This window comes from Streptomyces sp. NPDC102279 (genome assembly GCF_044766365.1).
Classification (GTDB): Bacteria; Actinomycetota; Actinomycetes; order Streptomycetales; family Streptomycetaceae; genus Streptomyces.
In genome coordinates this window covers 134430-160998 of record NZ_JBIWLU010000012.1, presented here as the reverse complement: position 1 = coordinate 160998, position 26569 = coordinate 134430, and the positions used below count along the sequence as shown (strand labels likewise).

Genomic DNA, 26569 nt, shown 5'->3' with positions numbered 1-26569 from the left:
CCCACCTGGAGATCACCACTATGAGCAAGCGGAACAGCCAGCCGGAGAAGACGGCGGCCCGCGAGCGCCTGCGTATCGAACGCGAGCGCCAGGCCAAGCGCGACAAGGTCAAGCGCCAGGCGATCGTGGCCGGCTCCCTCGTCGCGGTCCTCGCGATAGCCGGCGGCATCGGCTACGCGGTCGTGCAGAACAACAAGCCGTCCCAGTGGGAGGCCGTCGCGAGCGACAAGGTGGTCGCCCCGGCCAACACCACGGGCACGGGCGGCACCACCGTCGTCCTCGGCAAGAGCACCGCGAAGAAGACCCTGAAGCTGTACGAGGACCCGCGCTGCCCGATCTGCGCCTCCTTCGAGCAGACCGTCGGCCCGACCGTCAAGAAGGACCTCGACGCCGGGAAGTTCAAGATCCAGTACATCGGCGGCACGTTCCTCGACGGCGACTCCGACGACAAGGGCAAGATCCAGATCGGTTCCCGCGGCGAGGGCTCCAAGAACGCCATGAGCGCCCTGGGCGCCGCGCTGAACGTGAGCCCCGAGGCCTTCCTGGAGTACAAGACCGCGCTCTACTCGTCGAAGTACCACCCCGACGAGACGGACGACAAGTTCAAGAGCGACGACTACCTGATCAAGGTCGCGAACACGGTCGCCGCGCTGAAGAACAACACCGCGTTCCAGAGCGCCGTCAAGGACGGCAAGTACGACGCCTGGGCCCTGGCCATGTCCGAGACGTTCAACACGAACAAGGACGACGTCAACGGCACGCCGAGCCTGGTGATGGACGGCAAGAAGCTCACCGGCTCGGACGGCACCAACGCCCCGATGACCGTCGAGGACTACACCAAGGCGATCGACGCCGCGGTCAAGGCCTGACCGGCGCAGGTGACCCGGTGGTCCGTGTGACCTGAGCGGCCGGAAGGCGAAGGGCGGGCGAACTTTCACAAGTTCGCCCGCCCTTCGCCTGTACCGGTCGGTAACCTGATCGTCCGTGACCAGTCGACAGAGATCATCCGACTCCGCGGGCGTCCTCGACTCCCGCGCTCCCAGCCGCCGTTCGGTCGTCAAGGCCGCGGCCGCCACCGCCGTCCTCGCCGGCCCCCTCGCCGCCGCGCTGCCCGCCCGCGCCGCGACGGAGACCCCCTCCTTCCTGCACGGCGTCGCCTCCGGCGACCCGCTGCCCGACGGCATCCTGCTGTGGACCCGGGTGACCCCCGAGTCCAGTGCCGTACCGGGCTCGGGACTCGGCGCGGACACCGAGGTGAGCTGGACCGTCGCGACGGACAAGGCGTTCACCACGGTCGTCGCCGAGGGCTCCACCGTCGCGACGGCCGCCGCCGACCACACCGTCAAGGCGGACATCCGCGGCCTGCGGCCCGCCACCGACTACTGGTTCCGGTTCTCCGCCGGCGGCACCGACTCCCCGGCGGCGCGTACCCGCACCGCGCCGGCGGCGGACGCTGCGGTCCCCGGTCTGCGCTTCGGCGTGGTCTCCTGCGCCAACTGGGAGGCGGGCTACTTCTCGGCGTACCGCCACCTCGCGGCCCGGAGCGACCTCGACGCCTGGCTGCATCTGGGCGACTACGTCTACGAGTACAAGTCCGGCGAGTACGGCACCCGGGGCACGGTCGTCCGGCCGCACGCCCCGGCCAACGAGATCATCACCCTCGCCGACTACCGCACCCGGCACGGCCGTTACAAGACCGACCCGGACCTGCAGGCCCTGCACCACAAGGCGCCCGTCGTCGCGATCTGGGACGACCACGAGTTCGCCGACAACTCCTGGTCGGGCGGTGCCGTCAACCACACCGAGGGCGCCGAGGGCACCTGGTCGGCCCGTCAGTCCGCCGCCAAGCAGGCGTACTTCGAGTGGATGCCGGTCCGCCCGGCGATCGCCGGCACCACCTACCGCCGGCTGCGCTTCGGCAAGCTCGCGGACCTCTCGCTGCTCGACCTGCGCTCCTTCCGGTCGCAGCAGGCGTCCACGGCGAGCGGCTCGGTCGACGACCCGGACCGTACGATCACCGGCCGCGCGCAGCTCGACTGGCTGAAGACCGGGCTCAAGGCCTCGGACACCACCTGGCGGCTGGTCGGCAACTCGGTCATGATCTCGCCGTTCGCGGTGGGGGCGCTCTCCGCCGACCTGCTCAAGCCGCTCGCCAAGCTGCTCGGCCTGCCGCAGGAGGGCATCGCCCTCAACACCGACCAGTGGGACGGCTACACCGACGACCGCCGCGAACTGCTCGCCCACCTGCGCTCCAACGCGATCCGCAACACGGTGTTCCTGACCGGCGACATCCACATGGCCTGGGCCAACGACGTGCCGGTGGACGCAGGTACGTACCCGCTGTCGGCCTCCGCCGCTACCGAGTTCGTGGTCACCTCGATGACCTCCGACAACCTCGACGACATCGTCAAGGTCCCCGAGGGCACCGTCTCCGCCCTCGCCTCGCCGGTCATCCGCGCGGCCAACCGCCACGTCCACTGGATCGACACCGACCGCCACGGCTACGGCGTCCTGGACGTCACGCCCGCCCGCGCACAGATGGACTTCTACGTCCTCTCCGACCGCACGAACCCGAACGCGACCTCGTCCTGGGCCCGTTCGTACCGCACCCGCAGCGGCACCCAGACCATGGAGCGCACCTACGACCCGGTGTAGCACCGGGTCGCGGGCCCCTGCCTCCGGCCACAGCCGTAGCTACAGACTGTCGACGAAGCCGAGCGCCACCTTCCAGGTGGCCTCGGCCGCCTCGGCGTCGTAGTCGGGGAGGTCGGGGTCGGTGTAGAGGTGGCCGGCGCCCGCGTAACGGTAGATCTCCACGTCGGCGCCGGCTCTCTGCATCTGGAGGTACCAGGCGCTCAGCCAGTCGTCGGTCTCGAACTGGTCGGGCTCCGCGACATGGAGCTGGACGGGCAGGTCGTCCACGGACGCGGTCTCCGCGATGTCCGACGTGCCGTGCAGCAGGAGCAGCCCGCGGGCCTTCTCGTCCCCGAGGGCCAGGGTCTGCGCGACGGAGGCGCCGAGGGAGAAGCCCGCGTAGACCAGGCCACGGTCGGAGTAGGGCGCGGCGGCCAGCACCGCGCGCTTGAGCAGCTCGACCTTGCCGATCTCCTCGTTGAAGGCCATGCCCTCCTCCACGGTGTCGAAGGTGCGCCCCTCGAAGAGGTCGGGCGTCCACACCTCGTGTCCCGCGGCCCGCAGCCGGTCCGCCGCCGCGCGCACAGCGGGGCGCAGACCGTACGTCGAGTGGAAAAGCATGATGTCCATGGGTTCCATGGTGCCAGCCGGGACCGACAGCCCCGGACGGAGGCCGTAGCCCGGACGGAGGCCGTGTCTCGTGTCACACCGAGGTCGTGGCCCCGCCGGTCGGGCGGCCTTCGCGCTGCCGGCCTCGCGGCGTACCCCGTTTCGTCCGGAGATCACATGTTCATGACCGCCGCGGGCCGGTTACGTTCCTTGGCATGGAGAACGTACTGCGCCCGGTGATCGTCGTCGGCGGCTCGGTCGTGCTCGCACTGCTCATCGGGTGGTCCGTGGACCTCCTGTTGCGTCGGGTGGACGACCGGCACAGCGAGACCTCCCTGTGGGGTCTGCTCCGCCGTGGCCGCATCCCCTTCCAACTGGTCCTGTTCGCGGCACTGCTCAGAGGCTCCTTCGACGAGGCGAAGCTGCTGATGGAGCACCGGATCGGCATCGGCAGGACCCTGACCCTGATCCTCATCGGCGCCGCCGCCTGGCTGGTGGTGAGCATCGCGACGGCGATCGTCGACACCTCGTACTCGCGCTACGCGAACGCGCACCGCGATCCGGCGCGGGTACGCCGGGTCCGCACCCAGGTCGCGCTGATCCAGCGCGTGGTCAGCGCCGTCGTCGGAGTGGTCGCCGTCTCCGCGATGCTGCTGACGTTCCCGGCGATGCGGGCGGCCGGCGCCTCCCTGCTGGCCTCGGCCGGCATCCTGGGCATCGTCGCCGGTGTCGCCGCCCAGTCCACACTGTCGAACCTCTTCGCCGGACTGCAGATCGCCTTCGGCGACATGGTGCGGCTCGGTGACACCGTGGTCGTCGACGGCGAGTGGGGCACGGTCGAGGAGATCACCCTGACCTTCCTCACGGTGCGGACCTGGGACGAGCGCCGGATCACCATGCCGGTGTCGTACTTCACGTCCAAGCCGTTCGAGAACTGGTCCCGCGGCACTCCGCAGATGACCGGGATCGTCTTCCTGCACCTCGACCACTCCGCCCCGGTGGAGGCGATGCGCGGGAAGCTGCGCGACATCCTGCGCGAGTGCCCGGCCTGGGACGGCCGCGACTACGGCCTCGCCGTCACCGACACGACGCCCAACACCATGCAGGTCCGCGCCCTGGTCACCGCGAAGGACGCGGACGACATCTGGACGGTACGGGTCACCGTCCGCGAGCAGATGATGCGCTGGCTGAGCGATCAGCATCCCTACGCGCTCCCCCGCGTCAACACCGCCGCGGCGACGCCGGCGCCGGGACGGACGGGGGCCGCGCCTCACGAGCACAGCGACGGCGTGCCGGCGGGTACGCACGTCAGCAGCCGCTACTTCCACGAACCGATCCGGAAGGGGCCCGGCCGTACGTGACCTTCGCCCCCTCCCGACGTGCCGCCGGTTCAGGCCACCCGCGTTCCCCGCGCGCGGGCCGGCCGGACCTGTGGGCGGTCGTCCGGCAGGGACGGCGCGGTCGGCCGGTCAGCGCAGGCTGCGTACGTCGAGATGCCGCAGGACCCGGTCCACGATCTCCGGATCGGCCCCGGGCTCGCTGCGCGCGGACAGCACCTCGTGCCGGGCCGCGCTCATCATCTCCGCCTGGATGCGCCGCATCCGCTTGATCCTGCGGACCCGCTTCTCGTGCCCCTCGCGCCGCTCCTCGTCCCCCATGTCGGGGCTGATCCGCACCCCGATCTCGAAGGCCCGGCGCAGTAGCTGCTCGGAGACCTCCTCGGGGAGTTCCTCGGCGTCCTCGATCTCCCGCAGCCGCTTCTTCGCGGCCTTCGCGGCCCGCAGCGCCAGCTCCTTCTCGAAGGCCTTCTCGACGTCCTCGTCGGCCCGCACCCCGAGCTTCCTCACCAGCCACGGCAGGGTGAGCCCCTGGATCACCAGCGTGGCCATGATCACCCCGAAGGCGATGAAGACGATCTCGTCCCGGTCGGGGAACGGCGATCCGTCGTCCATCTCCAGCGGGATGGCGAGGGCGAGGGCGACGGACGCCACTCCCCGCATTCCGGCCCACCACATCACCACGGTCTCCCGCCAGGACGTGGGGATCTCCTCGTCGTAGTCCCGCTTGGCGTGCAGCCGCTTGGTCAGCCAGGTCGCGGGCAGCAGCCAGGCCAGGCGTACGAGCACGACCACGGCCACGATCGCGCCGGCCCAGCCGAGCATCTCGCCCCACCGCCCGGCCGCCGTACGGAGCGCGTTGTGCAGTTCGAGCCCGATGAGGCCGAAGGCGACGCCGGTGACGAGCGTGTCGACCACGTCCCAGACCGTGGACCCGGCGAGCCGGGTCATGACGTCGTCGGCGTCGGTGGCGTACTCGGAAAGGAACAGGGCGGTGGTGAGCACGGCGAGCACCCCGGAGCCGTGCAGCTCCTCGGCCAGCACGTACGAGGCGAACGGCACCAGCAGGGTCAGGCCGATCTGCAGGGTGGTGTCGTCGAGCAGGGTCATCAGTTTGTTCGTCGCCCAGCCCAGCGCGAAGCCGACGGCGACGGCCACGACGGCGGACAGCACGAGGTCGAGCCCTGCCCGCCAGGGCGAGAAGGACCCGCTGACCGCGGCGGCGATGGCGACGTGGTAGAGCACGATGGCCGTCACGTCGTTGAAGAGGCCCTCCCCCTCCAGGATCGACACCAGCCGGCGCGGCAGGCCGAGCTGGCCCGCCACGGCGGTCGCGGCGACCGGGTCGGGGGGTGCCACGAGCGCGCCGAGCGCGATGGCGGCGGCGATCGGCAGGCCGGGCACGATGGAGCTGGCGACGGCCGCCACGACGAGCGTGGTGACGAACACCAGCGCCACGGCGAGCAGGAAGATCGGCCGCAGGTTGGCGGCGAACTGTCTCCAGGAGGTGCGCCGCACCGCCGCGTACAGCAACGGAGGCAGCAGCGCGGGCAGGATCAGGTCCGGCGGGATGTCCACGTTCGGGACGAACTTGGGCAGGGCCAGGGCGATACCGAGCAGGGTCATCAGCACCGGCGAGGGCAGCCCGAGCCGTTCTCCCACCGGGACGCTGATCACGGCCCCGAGCAACAGCACGAACAGCAGGGCCAACTGATCCACGGTCAGCGCTCCGGCGAGGTCTAGGCGATCAAGGTCGATCCGGACCTCAAGCGTGCCATGCCGCTAGGACAAACCCCGCTCACAGGGCCTTGCGCATCGCGCGGTGCGGGATTCCGGCGTCGGGGAACTCCGGGCCGTAGGCCGCGTATCCGAGCCGTTCGTAGAAGCCGAGGGCGTGGGTCTGCGCGTGCAGGTCCACGGCGGCCAGGCCACGCGCGTGTGCGGCCCGCTCGATGGCGCCGACGAGCGCGGCGCCGACGCCGAGCCCGCGTGCCTCGCGTGTCACGGCGAGCCGCCCGAGGGAGCCCACGGCCGGGTCCCCACCGGTCTTCGCCGAGGCCGCCTCGCCGTGCAGGAGCCGCCCGGTGCCGAGCGGTACGCCGTCCTCGCGGACCGCCAGCACGTGCAGCGCACCGGCGTCGTACGCGTCGTACTCGATGTCCTCCGGGACGCCCTGCTCACCGACGAAGACGTCCTTGCGCACCCGGAAGCAGGCCTCGCGGTCGGTCGCCTCCTCGGCGACCCGCACCACGTACGAGGCGTCCCGTGCCGCGGGGGAACCTGCCCCCGACCCGTCCGGGCCCGTCACGCGTAGCTCTCCTCACGGACCTTGTCGAGGGCCTGCTGGAGGTCCTCGGGGTAGCCGCTCTCGAACTCGACCCACTGCCCGTCACCGGGGTGCTCGAAGCCGAGACGCTTCGCGTGCAGCCACTGCCGGGCGAGGCCGAGGCGCTTGGAGAGGGTGGGGTCCGCGCCGTAGGTCAGGTCGCCGACGCAGGGGTGGCGGTGGGCCGACATGTGGACGCGGATCTGGTGGGTGCGCCCGGTCTCCAGCTTGATGTCGAGCAGGGAGGCGGCGCGGAATGCCTCGATCAGGTCGTAGTGCGTGACGGAGGCCTTGCCCTCGGCGGTGACCGCCCACTTGTAGTCGTGGTTCGGGTGGCGTCCGATGGGCGCGTCGATGGTGCCGCTGGTCGGGTCGGGGTGGCCCTGCACGAGCGCGTGGTAGCGCTTGTCGACCGTGCGCTCCTTGAACTGGCGCTTCAGCGACGTGTACGCGTACTCCGACTTGGCGACGACCATGAGGCCCGAGGTGCCCACGTCGAGGCGGTGCACGATGCCCTGGCGCTCGGCGGCGCCGGAGGTGGAGATCCGGTACCCGGCGGCGGCGAGGCCGCCGATGACGGTCGGGCCGGACCAGCCGGGGCTGGGGTGGGCGGCCACGCCGACGGGCTTGACGATCACGACCACGTCGTCGTCGTCGTGGACGATCTCCATGCCCTCGACGGGCTCGGCGACGATCTGCACGGGCGCGGGGGCCTGCGGCATCTCGACCTCCAGCCAGGCGCCGCCGTGCACCCGCTCGGACTTGCCGACCACCGAGCCGTCGACCGAGACCTTCCCCGCCGCGGCAAGCTCCGCGGCCTTCGTACGGGAGAAGCCGAACATGCGGGAGATGGCGGCGTCGACACGCTCGCCCTCCAGGCCGTCGGGCACGGGCAGGGTGCGGATCTCGGGAACGGTGCTCACCCGTCGAGTATGCCGGACGCCTCGGACACCCCCGGACCACGGCCCGAACACCCGTACCCCCGGGGCCCCCGTGGAAGCGGCTCCGCGGGCGGTACGCGCGCCGTCCGCGCCGCCTGTGACGAAGCGGAGCCGGGGTGCTCCCCCGGCCCGTCCTCGGGGCGTACGTCAGTCCTTGTGGACCGTTCCGTCCGGGTCGAGGCCCCGGAAGGACAGCAGCACGATCAGGATGCCGCCGCAGACGATCGCCGAGTCGGCGAGGTTGAAGACGGCGAAGTGCTTGGGGGCGATGAAGTCCACGACCGCGCCCTCGAAGACGCCCGGGGAACGGAAGATCCGGTCGGTCAGGTTGCCGAGCGCGCCGCCGAGCAGCAGACCGAGGGCGATGGCCCACGGCACGCTGTAGAGCTTGCGGGCGAGCCGGGCGATGACGACGATCACCGCGGCGGCGATCACCGTGAAGATGATCGTGAACGCCTCGCCGAAGCCGAAGGCCGCGCCCGCGTTGCGGATCGCCTCGAACTTGAGCCAGTCCCCGATGATCTCGATCGAGTCGTGGTGCTCCAGCTTCGCCACGACGATCATCTTGCTGATCAGGTCGAGGGCGTAGGCCAGAACGGCCACCGTGAAGAGCACGGCGATCTTGCGCCGGCCCCGGGGCCGCTCGACCGTCCCGTCCGCCGCGGACGCCGGGGCGGAGTCCCCGGAGGGCCGCTCGGCCGGGGCCTGCCCGGCGCCGCCGGACCGGTCCCCCGACGCCGCGTTCCCGTCGGACTGCTCCGGCTCGGCAGACGCCGCCCCTGGGATGCCCGGCGTACCGATGATGCGCTCCGCCTCTGCCACGTGAGTGAGTCCCTCGACCTAGGTTCCTGACTGAGGACGAGGGTACGGCACACCCCTGCGGGCCTCCGTGCTCAGGAGGCCTCCGCGCCGCGCGCGCGGAGGCCTCCCGCGCGGCGCGGACGGCGGTGCGCCCCGGGCGTCACGGGGACGACGGCTCGGTGCGCGGGAGGCCCGGTCCGCCGTTCAGTGCCGGCGTTCCTGCTTCTGCTTGCACTCGACGCACAGCGTGGCACGCGGGAAGGCCTGCATCCGGGCCTTGCCGATGGCGTCGCCGCAGTTCTCGCAGAGTCCGTACGTTCCCGCGTCGAGGCGGTGCAGGGCGCGCTCGGTCTGCTCCAGCATCTCGCGCGCGTTGGAGTTCAGGGCCATCTCGTGCTCGCGCGTGATGTTCTTGGTGCCGGTGTCCGCCTCGTCGTCGCCCGCGCCGTCACCCGAGTCACGCATCAGGCCGGCGAGGGCCGCCTCGGAGGTCGAGATCTCGGCGCTCAGCCGCAGCGCCTCCGACTGGAGCTCCGCGCGGGCCTCCTCGACCTCGTCCGGGGTCCAGGGGTCCTCGCCGGGGCGCACGGCGAGCTCGCCGGGCTCCGTCGCGGCGAGCCGCGCCTTGGGAACCGCGGTGGACTTCTTGGCGGCCGTGGCCGTGCCAGGGGTCTTCTTCGCAACCACCGTCGTGGCTCCCGTCGTCTCCGCGGCCTCCGCCGCGCCCTCGGCCGCGGACGCGGCCGTCTTCTTGGCCCTGCTGGTGCTCTTCCGCGCCGTACCCGCGGTCTTCTTGGCCGCGGCCTTCCCGGACACCTGCTTCTTCGCCGCGGTCGCCGCCTTCTTGGCGGGAGTCCTCTTCGCCGTGGCCTTCTTCGCGGCGGACTTCCTCGCGGTGCCCGCCTTCGGGGTCCCCGGCCCGGAAGCCGCCGTCCCGGTGGCCGCGGTCTTCGCGGCCGAGCTCTTCCTCGCCGGCGCCTTCGCGGACTGCTCCGGGGAATCGCCCTCCTCCGGGGCCGAGGCCTTCGTCGTGGTGGCCTTCGCGGCGGCCTTCTTCCTGTCGGCCGCCTTGACGCCGGCCTTCTTGTCGGTGGCCTTCTTGGCGACAGTCCTGTCGGCCGTCTTCGCGGTCACGGTCTTGGCCGTCACCGTCTTCGCGGTCACTGTCGCGGCCGGGGTCGCTGTCCTGGAGGTCGTCTTCACCGGTTTCGCCTCGCTCGTCGCGGAAGCCCCCTGTGCGCTCTTCTTCCCACCCACATTCTTGGCCGCCGAACCCGTGGATCTGCCGGACGCCGACTGCTGTACGGCGGTCTTCTTCGCCACCATGGCCGCGGCCCCTTCACATTTTGTGATCTTGCTCGCGCGTCGTGCTGGGACGATAAATCGACTTCTGGCCCGCGGCAACGGGGCACGCCCTCGAATCGTCCGCCCCGCGGGTCCCGCGCGGCAGGCATGCAAGCGTTGTGCCCAGCTCCCCGCCGGGTAATCCGCCGGGACCGCTGTCCCGGGATCCGGACGGGCACCCCGCGCCATTCGGGTCACCGCGCAGGCCACGGCGGTGCCCGGGAAAACCGGTCGGCCACTGTCCCCGGGGCGCCGTACACTGGGCGCAGCGAGAAGCGTGGATGGGGACGAGTAGCGGCGTACGCGGCCAGGAGCGACCCGGGGACGGTGGAAGCCCGGGGGCCAGCGCGACGTGAAGATCACCCCGGAGCCGCCGGCAGAACACCCCCTGAGGGGCCAGTAGACCCGGCATCGCGACCCCAATGAGGGGGCTCACCGGTGCGACGGCGCACGGGCGGGCCAAGGAGGGTGGTACCGCGGGAGCGCGCCGAACACGGCGTCCGCAGCAACAAGGCTCTCGTCCCTCCGACGGAAGGCAGAAAGTCCGTTGGAGGAAGCTCGCCGATGACAGCGCCGACGTACCGCCAGGTGCCCGCCCAGGTCGACCTGCCCGCCCTCGAGCACGCCGTGCTCGACTTCTGGCGTGAGCAGAAGATCTTCGCCAAGAGCCTCGACCAGTCCGAGGGCCGGCCGGAGTGGGTGTTCTACGAGGGTCCGCCCACCGCCAACGGCATGCCGGGCGCCCACCACATCGAGGCGCGCGTCTTCAAGGACGTCTTCCCGCGCTTCCGCACCATGCGTGGCTACCACGTGGGGCGCAAGGCCGGCTGGGACTGCCACGGCCTGCCCGTGGAGCTGGCGGTCGAGAAGGAGCTGGGCTTCACCGGCAAGCAGGACATCGAGGCGTACGGCATCGCCGAGTTCAACGCTCAGTGCCGTGAGTCGGTGACCCGTCACACCGACGCGTTCACCGAGCTGACGAACCGCATGGGCTACTGGGTCGACCTGGACGACGCCTACCGGACGATGGACCCCGAGTACATCGAGTCCGTGTGGTGGTCGCTCAAGGAGATCTTCAACAAGGGCCTGCTGGTCCAGGACTACCGCGTGGCCCCCTGGTGCCCGCGCGACGAGACGGGCCTGTCGGACCACGAACTGGCGCAGGGCTACGAGACGATCATCGACCCCTCCGTCTACGTCCGTTTCCCGCTCACCTCCGGTCCGCTGGCCGGCCGTGCCTCGCTCCTGGTGTGGACGACCACCCCGTGGACCCTGGTCTCCAACACCGCCGTCGCCGCGCACCCGGACGTCACCTATGTCGTCGTGACGAACGGCGAGGAGCAGCTCGTCGTCGCGCAGCCGCTCGTCGAGAAGTCGCTCGGCGAGGGCTGGGAGACCACGGGCGAGTCCTTCACGGGCGCCGAGATGGAGCGCTGGACCTACCAACGTCCGTTCGAGCTCGTCGAGTTCCCCGCGGCGGCGCACTTCGTGGTCAACGCCGAGTACGTGACGACCGAGGACGGTACGGGTCTGGTCCACCAGTCCCCCGCCTTCGGTGAGGACGACCTCAAGGTGTGCCGCGCGTACGGCCTGCCCGTGGTGAACCCGATCCGCCCGAACGGCACCTTCGAGGAGAGCGTCCCCCTGGTGGGCGGTGTCTTCTTCAAGAAGGCGGACGAGAAGCTCACCGAGGACCTCCAGAACCGCGGCCTGCTCTTCAAGCACGTTCCGTACGAGCACAGTTACCCGCACTGCTGGCGCTGCCACACCGCGCTGCTGTACTACGCGCAGCCGTCCTGGTACATCCGCACCACCGCCGTCAAGGACCGCCTCCTCGAGGAGAACGAGGGGACCAACTGGTTCCCGGGGTCCGTCAAGCACGGCCGCTTCGGCGACTGGCTGAACAACAACGTCGACTGGGCGCTCTCCCGCAGCCGCTACTGGGGCACCCCGCTCCCGTTGTGGCGCTGCGAGGAGGGCCACGTCACCTGCGTAGGCTCGCGCGCCGAACTGACCGAGCTGACCGGCACCGACCAGTCGGGCCTGGACCCGCACCGCCCGTTCATCGACGCGGTCACCTTCCCGTGCCCCGAGGGCGGCTGCGGTCTGACGGCGACCCGCGTCCCGGAGGTCATCGACGCCTGGTACGACTCGGGTTCGATGCCGTTCGCGCAGTGGGGCTACCCGTACAAGAACAAGGAACTGTTCGAGAGCCGCTACCCGGCGCAGTTCATCAGCGAGGCCATCGACCAGACCCGCGGCTGGTTCTACACGCTGATGGCCGTCGGCACGCTGGTCTTCGACAAGTCCTCGTACGAGAACGTCGTGTGCCTCGGCCACATCCTCGCCGAGGACGGCCGCAAGATGTCCAAGCACCTGGGCAACATCCTGCAGCCGATCCCGCTGATGGACCAGCACGGCGCCGACGCCGTGCGCTGGTTCATGGCGGCCGGCGGCTCCCCGTGGGCGGCACGCCGCGTGGGCCACGGCACGATCCAGGAGGTCGTCCGCAAGACGCTCCTCACGTACTGGAACACCGTCGCCTTCCAGGCGCTGTACGCCCGTACCGCCGGCTGGTCGCCCAGCGAGGCCGATCCGGCCCCGGCCGACCGTCCGGTCCTGGACCGCTGGCTGCTCTCCGAACTGCACGCGCTCACCGACCAGGTGACGCAGGCGCTGGAGGCCTACGACACGCAGCGCGCCGGCAAGCTTCTTTCGGCGTTCGTCGACGACCTCTCCAACTGGTACGTGCGCCGGTCCCGTCGCCGCTTCTGGCAGGGCGACAAGGCCGCGCTGCGCACCCTGCACGAGGTCGTGGAGACGGTCACGCGGCTGATGGCCCCGCTGACCCCGTTCATCACCGAGCGGGTCTGGCAGGACCTGGTCGTCCCCGTCTCCGCGGACGCCCCCGAGTCGGTCCACCTCTCCTCGTGGCCGGAGGCGGACCTGTCCGCCATCGACCCGGAGCTGTCGCGCCAGATGCTCCTGGTCCGCCGTCTCGTGGAGCTCGGCCGCGCCACGCGCGCGGAGTCGGGCGTCAAGACGCGTCAGCCGCTGTCCCGCGCACTGGTCGCCGCGACCGGCTTCGAGACGCTCGACCGCGAGCTGCACGCGCAGATCACCGAGGAGCTGAACGTGAGCTCCCTCGCATCGCTCTCCGAGGTCGGCGGCTCACTGGTCGACACGACCGCCAAGGCGAACTTCCGCGCTCTGGGCAAGCGGTTCGGCAAGGGCGTCCAGGCGGTCGCGAAGGCCATCGCCGAGACCGATGCCGCCGCGCTGTCGCTCGCCCTGCGCGAGGGCACCGCGTCGGTCGCGGTGGACGGCGAGACCGTGACGCTGGCGCCGGACGAGGTCATCATCACGGAGACCCCGCGCGAGGGCTGGTCGGTCGCTTCCGACTCCGGCGCCACCGTCGCCCTCGACCTGGAGATCACCGAGGAGCTGCGCCGGGCGGGCCTCGCCCGTGACGCGATCCGGCTGATCCAGGAGGCCCGCAAGAACAGCGGCCTGGACGTCGCCGACCGCATCGCGCTCCGCTGGGCCTCCACGGACCCGGCGGTCGCCGCGGCGCTCGGTGAGCACGCGACGCTCATCTCCGACGAGGTGCTCGCCACGGACTTCGCGCAGGGCGAGGCCGACGGCGCCTACGGGGAGCCCTTCACGGACGAGGGTCTGTCCCTGACGTTCCGCCTCCGCAAGGCGTAACACCTCAGCACGACCCTCCCGGGCCGTACGGACCGAAGGCCCGGGCCGCCAGAACTTCCTGGCGGCCCGGGCCTTCGGCGTTGCGTCCCCCGCACAAGCGCCCGCGCGAGCACGCCCGTTCAGGACGCGCGTACGACCACTGCCGGTCGGGCACCCCCGTCCCGTCACTCCCCGTACGTGTCCCCCGCCGCGTGGCCCCCGCGTGCTCGCCCCGGACATCGCCGCCGGCGCCTCACGGACAGCACAAAAGGGCGGAGCCCCCGGATGATCCGGGGGCTCCGCCCTGAACGCTGCCGACGCCTAAGGCGTACTCGAGGCCGTCAGTTGTCGTCCTCGTCGATGAGGAACCCGCGCATCGGCGAGGGCGCCTGCTGCATCGGCGACGGGCCCTGGGGCCGCACCGGTGCCATCGGCTGGGTCATCGCCGGGGACATCTGCTGCTGTCCGCCGTAGGACGGCCCGGCCGGAGCCTGGCCTCCCATGCCCTGGTTGCCGCCGCCGTAGGACGGGGCACCGGCGCCCGCGGGAGCCATGGAGGGCGCGGAGGACGACGGCAGGGAGGCCGCGGCCGGGGTGCGCGGCGGGGCGAGCGAGTCGTCCGCCTGCGTCTCCAGCTGGCGCAGCTGCGACTCCAGGTAGGACTTCAGACGCGTGCGGTACTCGCGCTCGAAGCCGCGCAGGTCCTCGACCTTGCGCTCCAGCGTGGCGCGAGCGGACTCCAGGGAGCCCATCGCGACGCGGTGCTTCTCCTGTGCGTCCCGCTCCAGGGCGTCGGCCTTGGCACGGGCGTCGCGCTCCAGACCCTCGGCGCGGCTGCGGGCCTCACCGACGATCTTGTTGGCCTCGGAACGGGCCTCGGCGATCGCCTGGTCGGCGGTCTGCTGAGCGAGCGAGAGAACACGGGCGGCGCTGTCGCCACCGGGGCCCTGCTGCGGCATCTGCGGACCGTGACCGCCCATGGGGCCACCCATGGGACCGCCCATCGGGCCGCCCATCTGCTGCATCTGCTGCATCTGGCCGGGACCCTGGCCCATCGGACCCTGACCCATCGGACCACCCTGGCCCATGGGGCCCTGGCCCATCGGACCCTGACCCATGGGGCCCTGGCCCATCGGACCCTGGCCCATGGGACCACCCTGGCCCATGGGACCGCCCTGGCCCTGCTGGCCGCCCTGGCCACTGGGGCCGGCGGGAAGCTGCGGCGCACCGCTGGGCAGCTGGGGCGGGCCACCCATGGGGCCACCCATCTGCTGCTGCGGCGGGCCCGATATGCCCGCGGGCACGGGAGCACCAGGGCCACCGCGCATGCCCTGCGGGGGACCCTGCTGGTCCTGCTGTTCAGGAGGCTTGCGCATCCCCTGCTGCTGCTGGTTCTGCGCGGCCGCGCGCGTGGCAGCGGCCAACTTGGCGCGCAGGTCCTCGTTCTCGCGGAGCAGGCGCGTCAGTTCGGCTTCGACCTCATCGAGGAAGGCATCGACCTCGTCCTCGTCATAGCCTTCTCGGAGGCGGACGGTCGTGAACTGCTTGTTCCGCACGTCCTCGGGGGTCAACGGCATCTCTTCACCTCAACGTAGTCGTCGGCATTCGGCAAGACCGTATCGTTCACAGCCGGCTCACGACGGAGATCAGGATGTAGACGATGATCATCAATACGAAGAAGGACAGGTCAAGCGCCACGCCCCCGAGACGCAGCGGCGGAATGAACCGCCGCAGAAGCTTGAGCGGTGGATCGGTGACAGTGTAGGTGGCCTCCAGAACGACCACCATCGCCTTGCCGGGTTGCCATGAGCGGGCGAACTGGAAGACGTAGTCCATGACCAACCGGAAAATCAGCACGATGAGGAAGCACATCAGCGCGATGTAGAAAACCTGCCCGACCACGCTCATGATCCCGTGCTTCCCTCTCCCCTGTTTCCCCTGCGGTGTTCCGGTCCTGCGTCTCAGCTCTGGTTGAAGAACCCGCCCTCTGCGATGCGGGCCTTGTCCTCCGCCGTGACATCGACGTTAGCAGGCGACAACAGGAACACCTTCTGCGTCACCCGCTCGATGCTGCCGTGGAGACCAAACACCAAACCGGCCGCAAAGTCGACAAGTCGCTTCGCATCCGTGTCATCCATCTCGGTCAGATTCATGATCACCGGGGTGCCTTCACGGAAGTGTTCCCCGATGGTACGGGCCTCGTTGTAGGTCCGGGGGTGCAGCGTGGTGATCCGGTACGGCTCTCGTTCCGACACGACCTTGGGCATGATCACCGGGGCGTTCTTCTCCAGGGGCTGACGTTCTTGTGTGATGGATGCCACGGGCGCGATGCGTGCCGGACGCCCGGACTCCGCACCGAGCGAAGCGGAATGGGGCACCGGGTCGCGCGGGGCCGAGGGCTGCACCACTCGTACCGATTCGTCCCGTTGGGACTGGTGCGCCTGATGTGACTGGTGGGGCGGCTCGTGCCGTCGCCGGTCCCGCTCGGGCTCCGGGTCGAGCTCGGGCTCGAAGTCGTCGTCGGGGTCGAATCCCCTGCCGTCGTACCCATCGTCCTCCACGAGGCCGAGGTAGACCGCCATCTTGCGCATCGCGCCGGCCATGCTCTGAGTCCTCCGCTCTGTGGTGGATCGGCTGACGAACTGCCAAGTGCCCGCGATCCACGAGGTCGTTATGCCCGCCTGCGGCGGAAATGACCATATTTTCTGCTGTGGTCCGACTTCTTGGCGACGTTACCCGAGCCTGGGTCGGACTCCGAGTACCGCAGTACCGACGCGTACATGTGTCGCTCCGGCTGCCACGGCCTGTTCGAGGTCCGAGCTCATCCCTGCCGAGACCATGTTCGCAGCCGGATGCGCCCTGCGCAGGACAGTCGACAAATCCATCAGCCGCTCGAACGCCGCCTGTTGCCGGCCCGCGTACTCACCGGTGAGCGGGGCGACGGTCATCAGTCCGTCGAGCCGGAGCCCGGGAGCCCCGGCGACGAGGTCGCCCAACTCATCGATCCCGCCGGTTCCCACGCCTCCGCGCTCGCCGCGACCGCTCTCCTGCGCGTCCAGCGCCACCTGGATCAGGCATCCGATCTCGCGCTCCGTCCGTACCGCCTCCTTCGAGAGGGCCGTGACGAGACGCGCGCGATCGACGGACTGCACGAGATCCGCGTAACCGACCACGGAACGCACCTTGTTGGTCTGCAGCTGCCCGACGAAATGCCATGTGAGGGGCAGATCGGAGCATTCTGCCGCTTTGGGTGCCGCGTCCTGGTCCCGGTTCTCGGCGACGTGCCGCACACCGAGTTCCGAGAGAATCCGCACATCACTCGCCGGATACGTCTTGGTGACCACGATGAGGGTCACCTCTTCACGCCGACGACCGGCCGCCGCGCACGCCGCCGTGATGCGGTCTTCCACTTTCGCCAGGTTTTCGGCGAGTTGAGCCTTACGGTCCGTCATGCCCCATCAGTCCAGCCAGACATAGCCCGCGAGCCGCCCGGTGGTGCGGTCCCGTCGGTACGAGAAGTGGTCCCCCGACTCGATCGTGCAGACCCGCGACTGCTCCCGGTCCCGCACGCCGAGCCGTTCCAACTGCGCGTGCACCCCGCCGGTCACGTCGACCGCGGGAGTTCCCCAACTCGTCTCGGAGTACGCCGCCGGTTCGACGGCGGCGACCTCGGCGCGCATCGCGTCCGGTACTTCGTAGCACCGGCCGCACACCGCGGGGCCGGTGCGGGCGACGATCCGGGCCGGATCGGCGCCGAGTTCCACCATGGCCCGCACGGCGGCGGGCACCACGCCGGCGATCATGCCCGGCCGGCCCGCGTGGGCGGCGGCCGCCACCCCGGCGACCGGGTCGGCCAGCAGAACGGGGGTGCAGTCGGCGGTGAGGACGGCGAGCGCCAGTCCGCGCCGCGTGGTGACGAGGGCGTCGACGGACGGAATGTCCGCGGAGTCCCACGGTCCCCCGACCACCGCCACGTCCGGACCGTGCACCTGGTTCATCCAGACGACCCCGGCCGGGTCGAGCCCGAGCGCCTTGGCGGCCAGGTCCCGGTTGGCGCGTACGGCCTCGGGGTCGTCGCCGACCGCTCCGCCGAGGTTGAGCTCCTCGTACGGAACGGCGCTCACCCCGCCCCACCGGTCGGTGAAGGCGAAATGGGCGCCGCTCGCGTTGCTCGTTCCGGAGCGCTGTCCTATCACTTCAGGAAGTCCGGCACGTCCAGTTCCTCGGCCGCGCTGTCCGAGTAGGAACGGGACGGCGGGACCGGCGGGGAAACGGGCAGTTCACTGACCGGCTCCGGAGCGGGCTCCGGGGCGGCCTCCCTCGGGGTGACGCTGCCGAGCGACCCGAAGGACGGGCGACTCTCGGAGGCGCGCGCCGGGGCGGGCTCCTCACGTCGGGCCGAGGTCGAACCGAGGACGTTGTCCCGCTTGGTCGGCGGCTGGCCGCCGTCGAAGCCGGCGGCGATGACGGTGACCCGCACCTCGTCGCCGAGGGCGTCGTCGATGACCGCGCCGAAGATGATGTTGGCCTCGGGGTGAGCGGCCTCGCTCACCAGCTGGGCGGCCTCGTTGATCTCGAACAGGCCGAGGTCGGAGCCACCGGAGATGGAGAGCAGAACGCCGCGGGCGCCGTCGATGGAGGCCTCGAGGAGCGGCGAGGAGATCGCCATCTCCGCGGCGGCCACCGCGCGGTCGTCGCCGCGGGCCGAGCCGATGCCCATGAGGGCCGAACCCGCCTCGGACATCACGGACTTGACGTCGGCGAAGTCGAGGTTGATCAGACCGGGCGTGGTGATGAGGTCGGTGATGCCCTGAACACCGGAGAGCAGGACCTGGTCCGCCGACTTGAACGCGTCGAGGACCGAGACCTGGCGGTCCGAGATGGACAGCAGCCGGTCGTTCGGGATGACGATGAGGGTGTCGACCTCTTCGCGGAGTTCGGCGATGCCGTCCTCCGCCTGGTTGGCGCGGCGCCGGCCCTCGAAGGTGAACGGGCGGGTGACCACGCCGATGGTGAGGGCGCCGAGCGAGCGGGCGATGTTCGCCACCACCGGAGCGCCGCCGGTGCCCGTGCCACCGCCTTCACCGGCTGTCACGAAGACCATGTCGGCCCCCTTGAGGACCTCCTCGATCTCCTCGCGGTGGTCCTCGGCGGCCTTGCGGCCGACTGCCGGATTGGCTCCGGCCCCGAGGCCGCGCGTGAGTTCCCGGCCGACGTCGAGCTTGACGTCGGCGTCGCTCATCAACAGCGCCTGTGCGTCGGTGTTGATGGCGATGAACTCGACGCCCTTGAGACCGACCTCGATCATCCGGTTGATGGCATTGACACCACCGCCGCCGACACCGATGACTTTGATGACTGCGAGGTAGTTCTGCGGTGCTGCCACGTCGAAGGCCTCTCGCCTCGAGTTACGTGTCGTCGCCTCGCGGTGTTCGCGATCCGACGACTGATGCCGAATGGGACGGTCCGAACGCCGACCCGAACCCTAACGCTGAAGTTTAGGGTTACCAGTGTGTCTGTTCCTTGGACTCTTCCGAACAGGACACTAAGTCGACAAGTGGCGCACGTTCAACGAACACGCCGAACCTCCCGTTTTTCTTTTCACCCTATGTGATCAGCCATGTCGCTGCCCAACCAGGGTGCTGGCCTGCACAGACGTGCGTCAACTCCCCGATGAGGCAGGGGCGGTGGGAGCGCTCACGTCGAAGTGCCGGGCCTTCGGAGCGGCTTTCATGAGAGCGGTGAGTGTTCTGGCCTTCGCCCGGCCGTTCTCGCCACTGCCCCACTCCACGGTCCGGCCGTCCTTCAACTCCAGCGACACGGCGTCGTAGGAACGGACCTTGACCGCGCGGGTGTCGCGGGCGACGGCGGACGGAATGTCACCGGCGATCCGGACCGCCGCGCGCACCAGCCGGTCGGTGGGGAAGCGGCGCAGCGACTCGGGGCGGGACACGGCCAATTCCAGCGAGGGCACGTACTTCGGGGCGTCGGAAACCGTGGCGAATCGCACGCCCTCGTCGTCCACTTCGATGAAGTTTGCGCCCTTTTCGATCAACAGGACCGGAGTCCGCTCGGTCACGTTCAGGCTGATGCCGTGCGGCCAGGAACGGGCGGCGTCGACCGAGTCGATCCGTGGCAGTTTCCGACGCAGCCGCGCCTCGATCGCGCCCGTGTCGACGGAGACCAGCGGGGAGCCGACCGGAACGTCGGCCGCCTTCCGCACCTGTTCGGGCGTCAGGACCCGTGTGCCGGAGGCTGATACGCGTTCTACCCGCAACCAGGGCGAACCGTACAGAACCCACAGCGTGGCGGCGGCGGCCAACACCACAGCGAGAATAAGGATGATGAGCCTATGAGGGCGGCGGAGCCGCCCGAACAGGGGCGGCCGGGGCGGGCCGGATTCCAGCTTCTGCCGTTCACCGCGCTCGGCGGTCGTCGGTCCGGCCACGCTCCCTGCCTTCCCTCATGCGGTCCTAGCGGTGGCGCGAGGCGATCGCCTCGTACACCATGCCGACGAGCAGGTCGTCGGCGTCCCGGCGGCCGAACTCGCTGGCGGCGCGGGACATCTCGTACAGCCGGTGCGGGTCGGCGAGTACGGGCAGCACGTTCTGCTGCACCCACTGCGGGGTCAGTTCCGCGTCGTCGACCAGCAGGCCGCCGCCGGCCTTGACCACCGGCTGGGCGTTCAGCCGCTGTTCGCCGTTGCCGATGGGCAGCGGGACGTAGGCGGCGGGGAGCCCGACGGCGGAGAGTTCGGCGACGGTCATCGCGCCCGCGCGGCAGAGCATCATGTCGGCCGCGGCGTACGCGAGATCCATCCGGTCCACGTACGGTACCGGGATGTACGGGGGCATCCCCGGCATCTGGTGCACCTGCGGCAGTTCGTTCTTCGGGCCGACCGCGTGCAGGATCTGGATCCCGGCCTGCTGGAGGTACGGAGCGGCCTGCTGCACCACCTCGTTGAGGCGGCGGGCGCCCTGCGAGCCGCCCGACACGAGGAGCGTGGGCAGGTTCGGGTCGAGCCCGAACGCGGCGCGCGCCTCGGGCCGTACCGCGGCACGGTCGAGGGTGGCGATCGAGCGGCGCAGCGGGATGCCGATGTACCTGGCGCCGCGGAGCTTGCTGTCGGGGGTGGAGACGGCGACCTGGGCCGCGTAGCGCGAGCCGATCTTGTTGGCCAGCCCGGGGCGCGCGTTGGCCTCGTGGATGATGATCGGCACGCCGAGGCGCTTGGCCGCCAGGTAGCCGGGCAGCGCCACGTAGCCGCCGAAGCCGACGACCGCGTCCGCCTTGGTGCGCTCCATGATCTGCTCGACGGCCTTGATCGTGCCGCGCAGCCGGCCGGGGACCGTGATCAGTTCGGGGGTGGGCTTGCGCGGCAGAGGTACGGCGGGAATGAGCGCGAGTTCGTAGCCGCGCTCGGGTACGAGTCGGGTCTCAAGTCCGCGTTCCGTGCCCAGGGCCGTGATCCCCACGGTCGGGTCCTGCCTCCGCAGGGCATCCGCGAGGGCGAGCGCGGGCTCGATGTGGCCGGCGGTCCCCCCGCCGGCGAGTACGACATGCACCGAAATTCACCGCTCTCCGGACGAACGCGCCGCCGAGGCACGCCGTCGCATCGTGTTCCATCTCCGAGGCCCCGCGGCCCCCGCGGAGCCTCTCACCGCAGGCCGCTTTCTGCCAAAGCGGGGTTGCCGCATGGCGAGCGCCGCCTTCGCAGCGGGATCCTCACGCGCGAAGGCGATCAGGAGCCCGATGGCGAACATGGTCGGCAGCAGGGCGGAACCCCCGTAGGAGAACAGCGGGAGCGGAACACCGGCGATCGGCAGCAGACCGAGCACCGCACCGACGTTGATCACGGCCTGTGCCGTGATCCAGGTGGTCACGCCTCCCGCGGCATACCTCACGAAGGGGTCCTCCGTGCGTCCGGCCACGCGGATACCCGCATAGCCTAGAGCCGCGAAGAGGGCGAGGACCGACAGCGTCCCCGCGAGCCCCAGTTCCTCCCCGGTGATGGCGAAGATGAAGTCGGTGTGCGCTTCGGGCAGTTGGCCCCATTTCTCCACACTGGCCCCGAGGCCGGAGCCGAAGAGCCCGCCGGAGGCCAGGGCGTAGATGCCGTGCACGGCCTGCCAGCAGGTGTCGTGCGGGCCCGGTTCGGTGGCGCCGATGCACCCCAGCCTGGACATGCGGTTGGGGCTCGTCTTGATGAGGATGAAACCGATGGCGAGGGCGACGGACAGCACGCCGACGAACAGCCGCGTGGGCGCTCCCGCCAGCCACAGCAGGCCGAACAGGATGGCCGTCAGGATGATCGCCGTGCCCATGTCGCCGCCGAGCATGATCAGGCCGAGCAGCATGAAGGCGGCGGGCACGAGCGGCACCAGCATGTGCTTCCACTGGGTCAGCAGCCGCTTGTCCTGTTTGCGGGCGAGCAGGTCGGCGCCCCACAGCACGAGCGCGAGCTTGCCGAACTCGCTGGGCTGGATCTGGAAGGAGCCGCCGAGGGAGATCCAGTTCTGGTTGCCGTTGATCTCGACCCCTATCCCGGGGACCTGGACCAGGGCCATCAGGAAGACGGCGCCCGCCAGCATCGGGTAGGCCAGGGCCCGGTGCAGCTTCACCGGCATCCGTGAGGCGACCAGCATGAGCACCCCGCCGATCAGGGCGGCCAGGAACTGCTTGCGGAAGAAGTACGACCCGGGCAGCGACAGCTGGAGCGCGGTGATCTGCGAGGCCGAGTAGACCATCACGAGGCCCAGCACGGTGATCAGCAGGCTGCCGCCCAGGATCAGGTAGTAGGCGGTCAGGGGCCGGTCCCAGGCCCTGCGGGCGCGTGTGACGAACCGGCCCGCGGGGTTGTCGTGGGGGGTGCGGGCGAGGGCGGGGCGCCGGGCCGCCCGCTGCACGGGAGGTCGTCCGGTACGGCTAGTCGGCATCGGCGTCTCCGGGCCACAGCGATGTCACGCGTCCGTCCCTCCCAGGTTCGCCCGGCGAGCCGGCCGGGTCAGGCGCCGAGTTCGCGAACCGCCTCCGCGAACGCGTCACCGCGCTTGTTGTAGTTGGCGAACATGTCCATGGACGCACAGGCCGGTGCCAGCAGCACCGTGTCCCCGGGCCGGGCGAGCCCCTTGGCCTCCTGGACAGCCGCGAGCATCGCCCCAGTGTCGGTCCGGTCGAGGTCGACGACGGGTACTTCCGGGGCGTGTCGCGCCAGGGCTTCGCGGATCAGAGCGCGATCCGCGCCGATCAGGACGGCGCCGCGGAGCCGCTTCGCCGACTTGCTGACGAGCTCGTCGAAGGTCGCGCCCTTGGCGAGCCCGCCGGCGATCCACACGATCGACTCGTAGGCAGCCAAGGAGGCTTCCGCGGCATGCGTGTTGGTCGCCTTGGAGTCGTCGACGTAGGCGACCTCGTCCACGTCGGCGATGTGCGCGATGCGGTGGGCGTCGGGGGTGAAGTCCCGCAGTCCGTCCCGAACGGCCCGGGGAGGCACCCCGTAGGCGCGTGCCAGGGCCGCCGCGGCAAGGGCGTTGGCGATGTTGTGCGGGGCGGGCGGCCGGACGTCGGAGACCTCGGCCAGCTCCTGGGCGTTCTTCTGCCGGTTCTCGACGAAGGCGCGGTCGACCAGGATGCCGTCGACGACGCCGAGTTGGGAGGGGCCGGGCGCGCCGAGGGTGAAGCCGATCGCCCGGCAGCCCTCCTCGACGTCCGCCTCGCGCACCAGGTCCTCGGTGGCCTTGTCGGCCACGTTGTAGACGCAGGCGACCCGATTGCCCTCGTACACGCGGCCCTTGTCGGCGGCGTACGCCTCCATGGAGCCGTGCCAGTCGAGGTGGTCCGGCGCGAGGTTGAGCACCACGGCGGAGTGGGCCCGCAGCGACGGCGCCCAGTGCAGCTGGTAGCTGGAGAGCTCGACGGCGAGGACGTCGTACTTCTCCTCGCCGAGGACCGCGTCGAGCAGGGAGACGCCGATGTTGCCGACCGCGGCCGTGCGCAGGCCCGCCGCCTTCAGGATGGAGGCGAGCATCTGGACGGTGGTGGTCTTGCCGTTGGTGCCGGTGACGGCGAGCCAGGGTGCGGGCTCCCGGCCGTCCAGGTCCCGCAGCCGCCAGGCGAGTTCGACGTCGCCCCAGACGGGGACACCCGCCGCGGCGGCCGCGGCGAACAGCGGCTTGCCGGGCTGCCAGCCGGGCGCGGTCACGACGAGGTCGGTGCCCTCGGGCAGGGTCGCGCCGTCACCGAGGCGCACGGTGACGCCGAGCGCCTCCAGTTCCGCGGCCTGCGCCCGGGCCCGGTCGTCGTCGCCGTCGTTGACGACGGTGACGACCGCGCCGAGGCCGTGCAGGACCCTGGCCGCCGGGATGCCCGAGACGCCGAGGCCGGCGACGGTGACGTTCCTGCCCTGCCAGTTGGTCACTTCTTGGCTGCCCATCCTGCGTAGAAGAGGCCGAGTCCGACGATCACGCACATGCCCTGGATGATCCAGAAGCGGACCACGACAAGGACTTCGGACCACCCCTTCAGTTCGAAGTGGTGTTGCAGTGGGGCCATGCGGAAGACGCGTTTCCCGGTCAGCTTGAAGGAGCCGACCTGGATGACCACCGACATGGTGATGAGGACGAAGAGGCCGCCGAGCAGGGCGACCAGGATCTCCGTGCGGGAGCAGATCGCGAGACCGGCGAGCGCGCCGCCGAGGGCCAGCGAACCGGTGTCGCCCATGAAGATCTTGGCGGGCGAGGTGTTCCACCACAGGAAGCCGAAGCAGGCGCCCATCAGGGCGGAGGCGACGACCGCGAGGTCGAGTGGATCGCGTACCTCGTAACAGGCACCGGGGTTGGTCAGGGTCGCGGCGTTGGCGCAGGACTCCTGGAACTGCCAGACGCCGATGAAGGTGTAGGCGCCGAAGACCATCGTCGCGGCGCCGGTGGCGAGGCCGTCCAGACCGTCCGTCAGGTTCACGCCGTTCGACATGGCGAGAATCATGAACAGCGCCCAGACCACGAACAGCACCGGGCCGATGGACCAGCCGAAGTCCTGGACGAAGGAGAGCTTCGTGGAGGCCGGGGTGTTGCCGCGGTTGTCGGCGAACATCAGCGCCAGCACCGCGAAACTGATGCCGACGATCAGCTGTCCGGCCATCTTCGCCTTGGCCCGCAGGCCCAGCGAACGCCGCTTGATGATCTTGATGTAGTCGTCCAGGAACCCGACCAGGCCCATGCCGGCCATCAGGCCGAGCACCAGCAGACCGGAGAACGTGGGCGTGTAGCCCGTGATCACCTTCGACAGGAAGTACGCGATGATCGTCGCGAGGATGAAGGCGATACCACCCATGGTCGGCGTACCGCGCTTACTGGCGTGCTCGCGCGGGCCGTCGTCGCGGATGTACTGGCCGTAGCCCTTCTTGGCCAGCAGCTTGATCAGCAGCGGAGTGCCGACCAGCGTCAAGAACAGGCCAATGACTCCCGCGAACAGGATCTGCTTCATCATCGGGCGGAAACCTCACCCTCGGCACCGTCGGAGAGCAGCGCCAGCGCCACCCGTTCCAGCCCGACGGACCTGGACGCCTTCACGAGTACGACGTCTCCCGGGCGCAGCTCGCTGCGCAACAGGTCGACAGCCGCCTGTGCGTCGGACACGTGCACCGACTCCTCACCCCACGAACCCTCGTTATATGCGCCCAGTTGCAGCCAGGACGCTTCCCTGCCCCCGACCGCGACGAGCTTGCCGACATTGAGCCGGACGGCAAGCCGTCCGACCGCGTCGTGCTCGGCGAGCGCCTCGTCCCCGAGCTCGGCCATCTGACCGAGCACCGCCCAGGTCCGCCTCCCCTTGCCCATCGACGCGAGCGCGCGCAGGGCGGCTCGCATGGACTCGGGGTTCGCGTTGTAGGCGTCGTTGACGACCGTCACGCCGTCCGGACGCTCGGTGACCTCCATCCGCCAGCGGGAGAGGGAGCCCGCCTCGGAGAGCGCACGGGCGATCTCGTCTGCGGACATGCCCAGCTCATGGCCGACGGCGGCCGCGGCGAGCGCGTTCGACACGTGGTGCTCACCGTACAGGCGCATGGTCACATCACTGCACCCGGAGGGTGTGCGAAGGCTGAAGGCGGGCTGTCCGTTCTCCGTGAGGCGGACGTTCTCGGCACGTACGTCCGCTTCGTCGGACTCTCCGAAAAGGATCACGCGCGCCTTGGTGCGGGACGCCATCGCGCGGACGAGGGGATCGTCGGCGTTGAGGATCGCGGCGCCCTCCTCGGGAAGGCACTCGACCATCTCGCCCTTTGCTTGCGCGATCTGCTCGCGGCCGCCGAACTCGCCGATGTGGGCGGTGCCGACGTTGAGGACGAGACCGATCTTCGGCGGGGTGAGTCCGGTGAGGTAGCGGATGTGCCCGATGCCGCGGGCGCCCATCTCCAGGACGAGGAAACGGGTCTCCTCGGTGGCGCTGAGCGCGGTGAGGGGCAGTCCGATCTCGTTGTTGAGGGAACCGGGCGTGAAGACGGTCGGCGCCTTGGTCCGCAGGACCTGGGCGATCAGGTCCTTGGTGCTGGTCTTGCCCGCGGAGCCGGTGAGGGCGACGAGGGTCGCGCCGAGGCGCTCCACGACGTGCCGGGCGAGGGCTCCGAGCGCGGCCTGCACGTCGTCGACCACGATGGCGGGCACGCCGACGGGGCGGGACGCCAGGAGGGCGACCGCGCCCGCCGCGACCACCGCCTCGGCGAAGTCGTGGCCGTCCACGCGTTCGCCGACGAAGGCGACGAAGAGGCTGCCGGGCTCCACTTCACGGGAGTCCCTGACGACCGGTCCGGTGACCTGTACCGCCGGATCCGGTATGTCGTACGTCTGCCCGCCGACGACTGCTGCGATCTCGGCGAGGGAGAGGGCGATCAC

At 70.4% G+C, this 26569-nt stretch carries 22 protein-coding genes; 4 read left to right on the top strand and 18 right to left on the bottom strand.

The features are described from left to right. Positions 1-20: 20 nt before the first annotated feature. Both ACIRQH_RS29680 and ACIRQH_RS29675 read left to right on the top strand, forming a co-directional pair. Positions 21-869 (top strand): thioredoxin domain-containing protein, encoded by an 849-nt coding sequence (locus ACIRQH_RS29680; protein ID WP_358820426.1) that lies wholly within the window; start codon positions 21-23, stop codon positions 867-869. 115 nt (positions 870-984) lie between these two features. Continuing rightward, positions 985-2655: an alkaline phosphatase D family protein gene (locus tag ACIRQH_RS29675; protein ID WP_358820427.1), complete on the top strand. Its 1671-nt coding sequence runs from the start codon at positions 985-987 to the stop codon at positions 2653-2655. Between the two features lie 39 nt (positions 2656-2694). On the opposite strand, the gene ACIRQH_RS29670 is transcribed toward ACIRQH_RS29675, so the two are convergent. Further along, positions 2695-3264 (bottom strand): dienelactone hydrolase family protein, encoded by a 570-nt coding sequence (locus ACIRQH_RS29670; RefSeq protein WP_358820428.1) that lies wholly within the window; start codon positions 3262-3264, stop codon positions 2695-2697. Positions 3265-3458: 194 nt separating this feature from the next. Between ACIRQH_RS29670 and ACIRQH_RS29665 the strand changes: the two genes are divergently transcribed. Then, positions 3459-4604 carry a mechanosensitive ion channel family protein gene (locus ACIRQH_RS29665; protein WP_404227713.1) on the top strand — a complete coding sequence of 382 codons (1146 nt, stop codon included), beginning with the start codon at positions 3459-3461 and terminating at the stop codon, positions 4602-4604. 108 nt (positions 4605-4712) lie between these two features. On the opposite strand, the gene ACIRQH_RS29660 is transcribed toward ACIRQH_RS29665, so the two are convergent. From ACIRQH_RS29660 to ACIRQH_RS29640, 5 genes are all read right to left on the bottom strand, one after another. Continuing rightward, positions 4713-6299 carry a Na+/H+ antiporter gene (locus tag ACIRQH_RS29660; RefSeq protein ID WP_404227711.1) on the bottom strand — a complete coding sequence of 529 codons (1587 nt, stop codon included), beginning with the start codon at positions 6297-6299 and terminating at the stop codon, positions 4713-4715. A 79-nt stretch (positions 6300-6378) separates the two neighbouring features. Further along, entirely contained in the window at positions 6379-6888 is a 510-nt protein-coding gene (locus ACIRQH_RS29655; RefSeq protein ID WP_358820431.1) for a GNAT family N-acetyltransferase, read from the bottom strand. Beyond that, a complete protein-coding gene (locus ACIRQH_RS29650; RefSeq protein ID WP_358820432.1) occupies positions 6885-7829 on the bottom strand; it encodes an RluA family pseudouridine synthase in 945 nt (314 codons plus the stop codon). Before ACIRQH_RS29650 ends, ACIRQH_RS29655 begins: the two co-directional genes overlap by 4 nt. Before the next feature lie 165 nt (positions 7830-7994). Further along, positions 7995-8669: a signal peptidase II gene (gene lspA / locus ACIRQH_RS29645; protein WP_358820433.1), complete on the bottom strand. Its 675-nt coding sequence runs from the start codon at positions 8667-8669 to the stop codon at positions 7995-7997. Between the two features lie 183 nt (positions 8670-8852). After that, positions 8853-9974: a TraR/DksA family transcriptional regulator gene (locus ACIRQH_RS29640; protein WP_404227706.1), complete on the bottom strand. Its 1122-nt coding sequence runs from the start codon at positions 9972-9974 to the stop codon at positions 8853-8855. 582 nt (positions 9975-10556) lie between these two features. On the opposite strand from ACIRQH_RS29640, the gene ileS reads away from it, so the two are divergent. Then, positions 10557-13700, top strand: coding sequence for an isoleucine--tRNA ligase (ileS, locus tag ACIRQH_RS29635; protein ID WP_358820435.1), 3144 nt, complete (start codon positions 10557-10559; stop codon positions 13698-13700). Between the two features lie 320 nt (positions 13701-14020). On the opposite strand, the gene ACIRQH_RS29630 is transcribed toward ileS, so the two are convergent. The 12 genes from ACIRQH_RS29630 to murF form a co-directional block, all read right to left on the bottom strand. Beyond that, positions 14021-15256: a DivIVA domain-containing protein gene (locus ACIRQH_RS29630; protein WP_404227703.1), complete on the bottom strand. Its 1236-nt coding sequence runs from the start codon at positions 15254-15256 to the stop codon at positions 14021-14023. Between the two features lie 46 nt (positions 15257-15302). Next, entirely contained in the window at positions 15303-15587 is a 285-nt protein-coding gene (locus ACIRQH_RS29625; protein ID WP_261706878.1) for a YggT family protein, read from the bottom strand. 53 nt (positions 15588-15640) lie between these two features. Further along, positions 15641-16282 carry a cell division protein SepF gene (locus ACIRQH_RS29620; RefSeq protein WP_355870145.1) on the bottom strand — a complete coding sequence of 214 codons (642 nt, stop codon included), beginning with the start codon at positions 16280-16282 and terminating at the stop codon, positions 15641-15643. Between the two features lie 129 nt (positions 16283-16411). Further along, positions 16412-17131: a YggS family pyridoxal phosphate-dependent enzyme gene (locus tag ACIRQH_RS29615; protein WP_404227701.1), complete on the bottom strand. Its 720-nt coding sequence runs from the start codon at positions 17129-17131 to the stop codon at positions 16412-16414. 6 nt (positions 17132-17137) lie between these two features. Continuing rightward, entirely contained in the window at positions 17138-17875 is a 738-nt protein-coding gene (gene pgeF, locus ACIRQH_RS29610; protein ID WP_404227698.1) for a peptidoglycan editing factor PgeF, read from the bottom strand. Further along, the gene (ftsZ, locus tag ACIRQH_RS29605) at positions 17872-19065 is read right to left on the bottom strand and encodes a cell division protein FtsZ (RefSeq protein ID WP_358820439.1); all 1194 of its coding nucleotides are present in this window, start codon (positions 19063-19065) and stop codon (positions 17872-17874) included. The genes pgeF and ftsZ overlap by 4 nt, the downstream gene beginning before the upstream one ends. Before the next feature lie 276 nt (positions 19066-19341). After that, positions 19342-20127 (bottom strand): FtsQ-type POTRA domain-containing protein, encoded by a 786-nt coding sequence (locus tag ACIRQH_RS29600; protein WP_358820440.1) that lies wholly within the window; start codon positions 20125-20127, stop codon positions 19342-19344. 25 nt (positions 20128-20152) lie between these two features. Next, positions 20153-21244 (bottom strand): undecaprenyldiphospho-muramoylpentapeptide beta-N-acetylglucosaminyltransferase, encoded by a 1092-nt coding sequence (gene murG, locus ACIRQH_RS29595; RefSeq protein ID WP_081216733.1) that lies wholly within the window; start codon positions 21242-21244, stop codon positions 20153-20155. Between the two features lie 6 nt (positions 21245-21250). After that, positions 21251-22615: a putative lipid II flippase FtsW gene (gene ftsW, locus ACIRQH_RS29590; RefSeq protein ID WP_358820441.1), complete on the bottom strand. Its 1365-nt coding sequence runs from the start codon at positions 22613-22615 to the stop codon at positions 21251-21253. A gap of 68 nt (positions 22616-22683) precedes the next feature. Beyond that, positions 22684-24111: a UDP-N-acetylmuramoyl-L-alanine--D-glutamate ligase gene (gene murD / locus ACIRQH_RS29585; protein ID WP_358820442.1), complete on the bottom strand. Its 1428-nt coding sequence runs from the start codon at positions 24109-24111 to the stop codon at positions 22684-22686. Beyond that, entirely contained in the window at positions 24093-25166 is a 1074-nt protein-coding gene (gene mraY / locus ACIRQH_RS29580; protein WP_355870165.1) for a phospho-N-acetylmuramoyl-pentapeptide-transferase, read from the bottom strand. The genes murD and mraY overlap by 19 nt, the downstream gene beginning before the upstream one ends. Continuing rightward, positions 25163-26569 (bottom strand): UDP-N-acetylmuramoyl-tripeptide--D-alanyl-D-alanine ligase, encoded by a 1407-nt coding sequence (gene murF / locus ACIRQH_RS29575; RefSeq protein WP_358820443.1) that lies wholly within the window; start codon positions 26567-26569, stop codon positions 25163-25165. The genes mraY and murF overlap by 4 nt, the downstream gene beginning before the upstream one ends.

Bases quoted from the DNA above. Each gene is read 5' to 3' on its own strand.
- ACIRQH_RS29680 (WP_358820426.1), top strand. From the start codon at position 21: ATGAGCAAGCGGAACAGCCAGCCGGAGAAGACGGCGGCCCGCGAGCGC.
- ACIRQH_RS29670 (WP_358820428.1), bottom strand. From the start codon at position 3,264: ATGGACATCATGCTTTTCCACTCGACGTACGGTCTGCGCCCCGCTGTG.
- ACIRQH_RS29665 (WP_404227713.1), top strand. From the start codon at position 3,459: ATGGAGAACGTACTGCGCCCGGTGATCGTCGTCGGCGGCTCGGTCGTG.
- ACIRQH_RS29640 (WP_404227706.1), bottom strand. From the start codon at position 9,974: ATGGTGGCGAAGAAGACCGCCGTACAGCAGTCGGCGTCCGGCAGATCC.
- ileS (WP_358820435.1), top strand. From the start codon at position 10,557: ATGACAGCGCCGACGTACCGCCAGGTGCCCGCCCAGGTCGACCTGCCC.
- ACIRQH_RS29630 (WP_404227703.1), bottom strand. From the start codon at position 15,256: ATGCCGTTGACCCCCGAGGACGTGCGGAACAAGCAGTTCACGACCGTC.
- ACIRQH_RS29625 (WP_261706878.1), bottom strand. From the start codon at position 15,587: ATGAGCGTGGTCGGGCAGGTTTTCTACATCGCGCTGATGTGCTTCCTC.
- ACIRQH_RS29620 (WP_355870145.1), bottom strand. From the start codon at position 16,282: ATGGCCGGCGCGATGCGCAAGATGGCGGTCTACCTCGGCCTCGTGGAG.
- ACIRQH_RS29615 (WP_404227701.1), bottom strand. From the start codon at position 17,131: ATGACGGACCGTAAGGCTCAACTCGCCGAAAACCTGGCGAAAGTGGAA.
- ftsW (WP_358820441.1), bottom strand. From the start codon at position 22,615: ATGCCGACTAGCCGTACCGGACGACCTCCCGTGCAGCGGGCGGCCCGG.
- murD (WP_358820442.1), bottom strand. From the start codon at position 24,111: ATGGGCAGCCAAGAAGTGACCAACTGGCAGGGCAGGAACGTCACCGTC.
- mraY (WP_355870165.1), bottom strand. From the start codon at position 25,166: ATGATGAAGCAGATCCTGTTCGCGGGAGTCATTGGCCTGTTCTTGACG.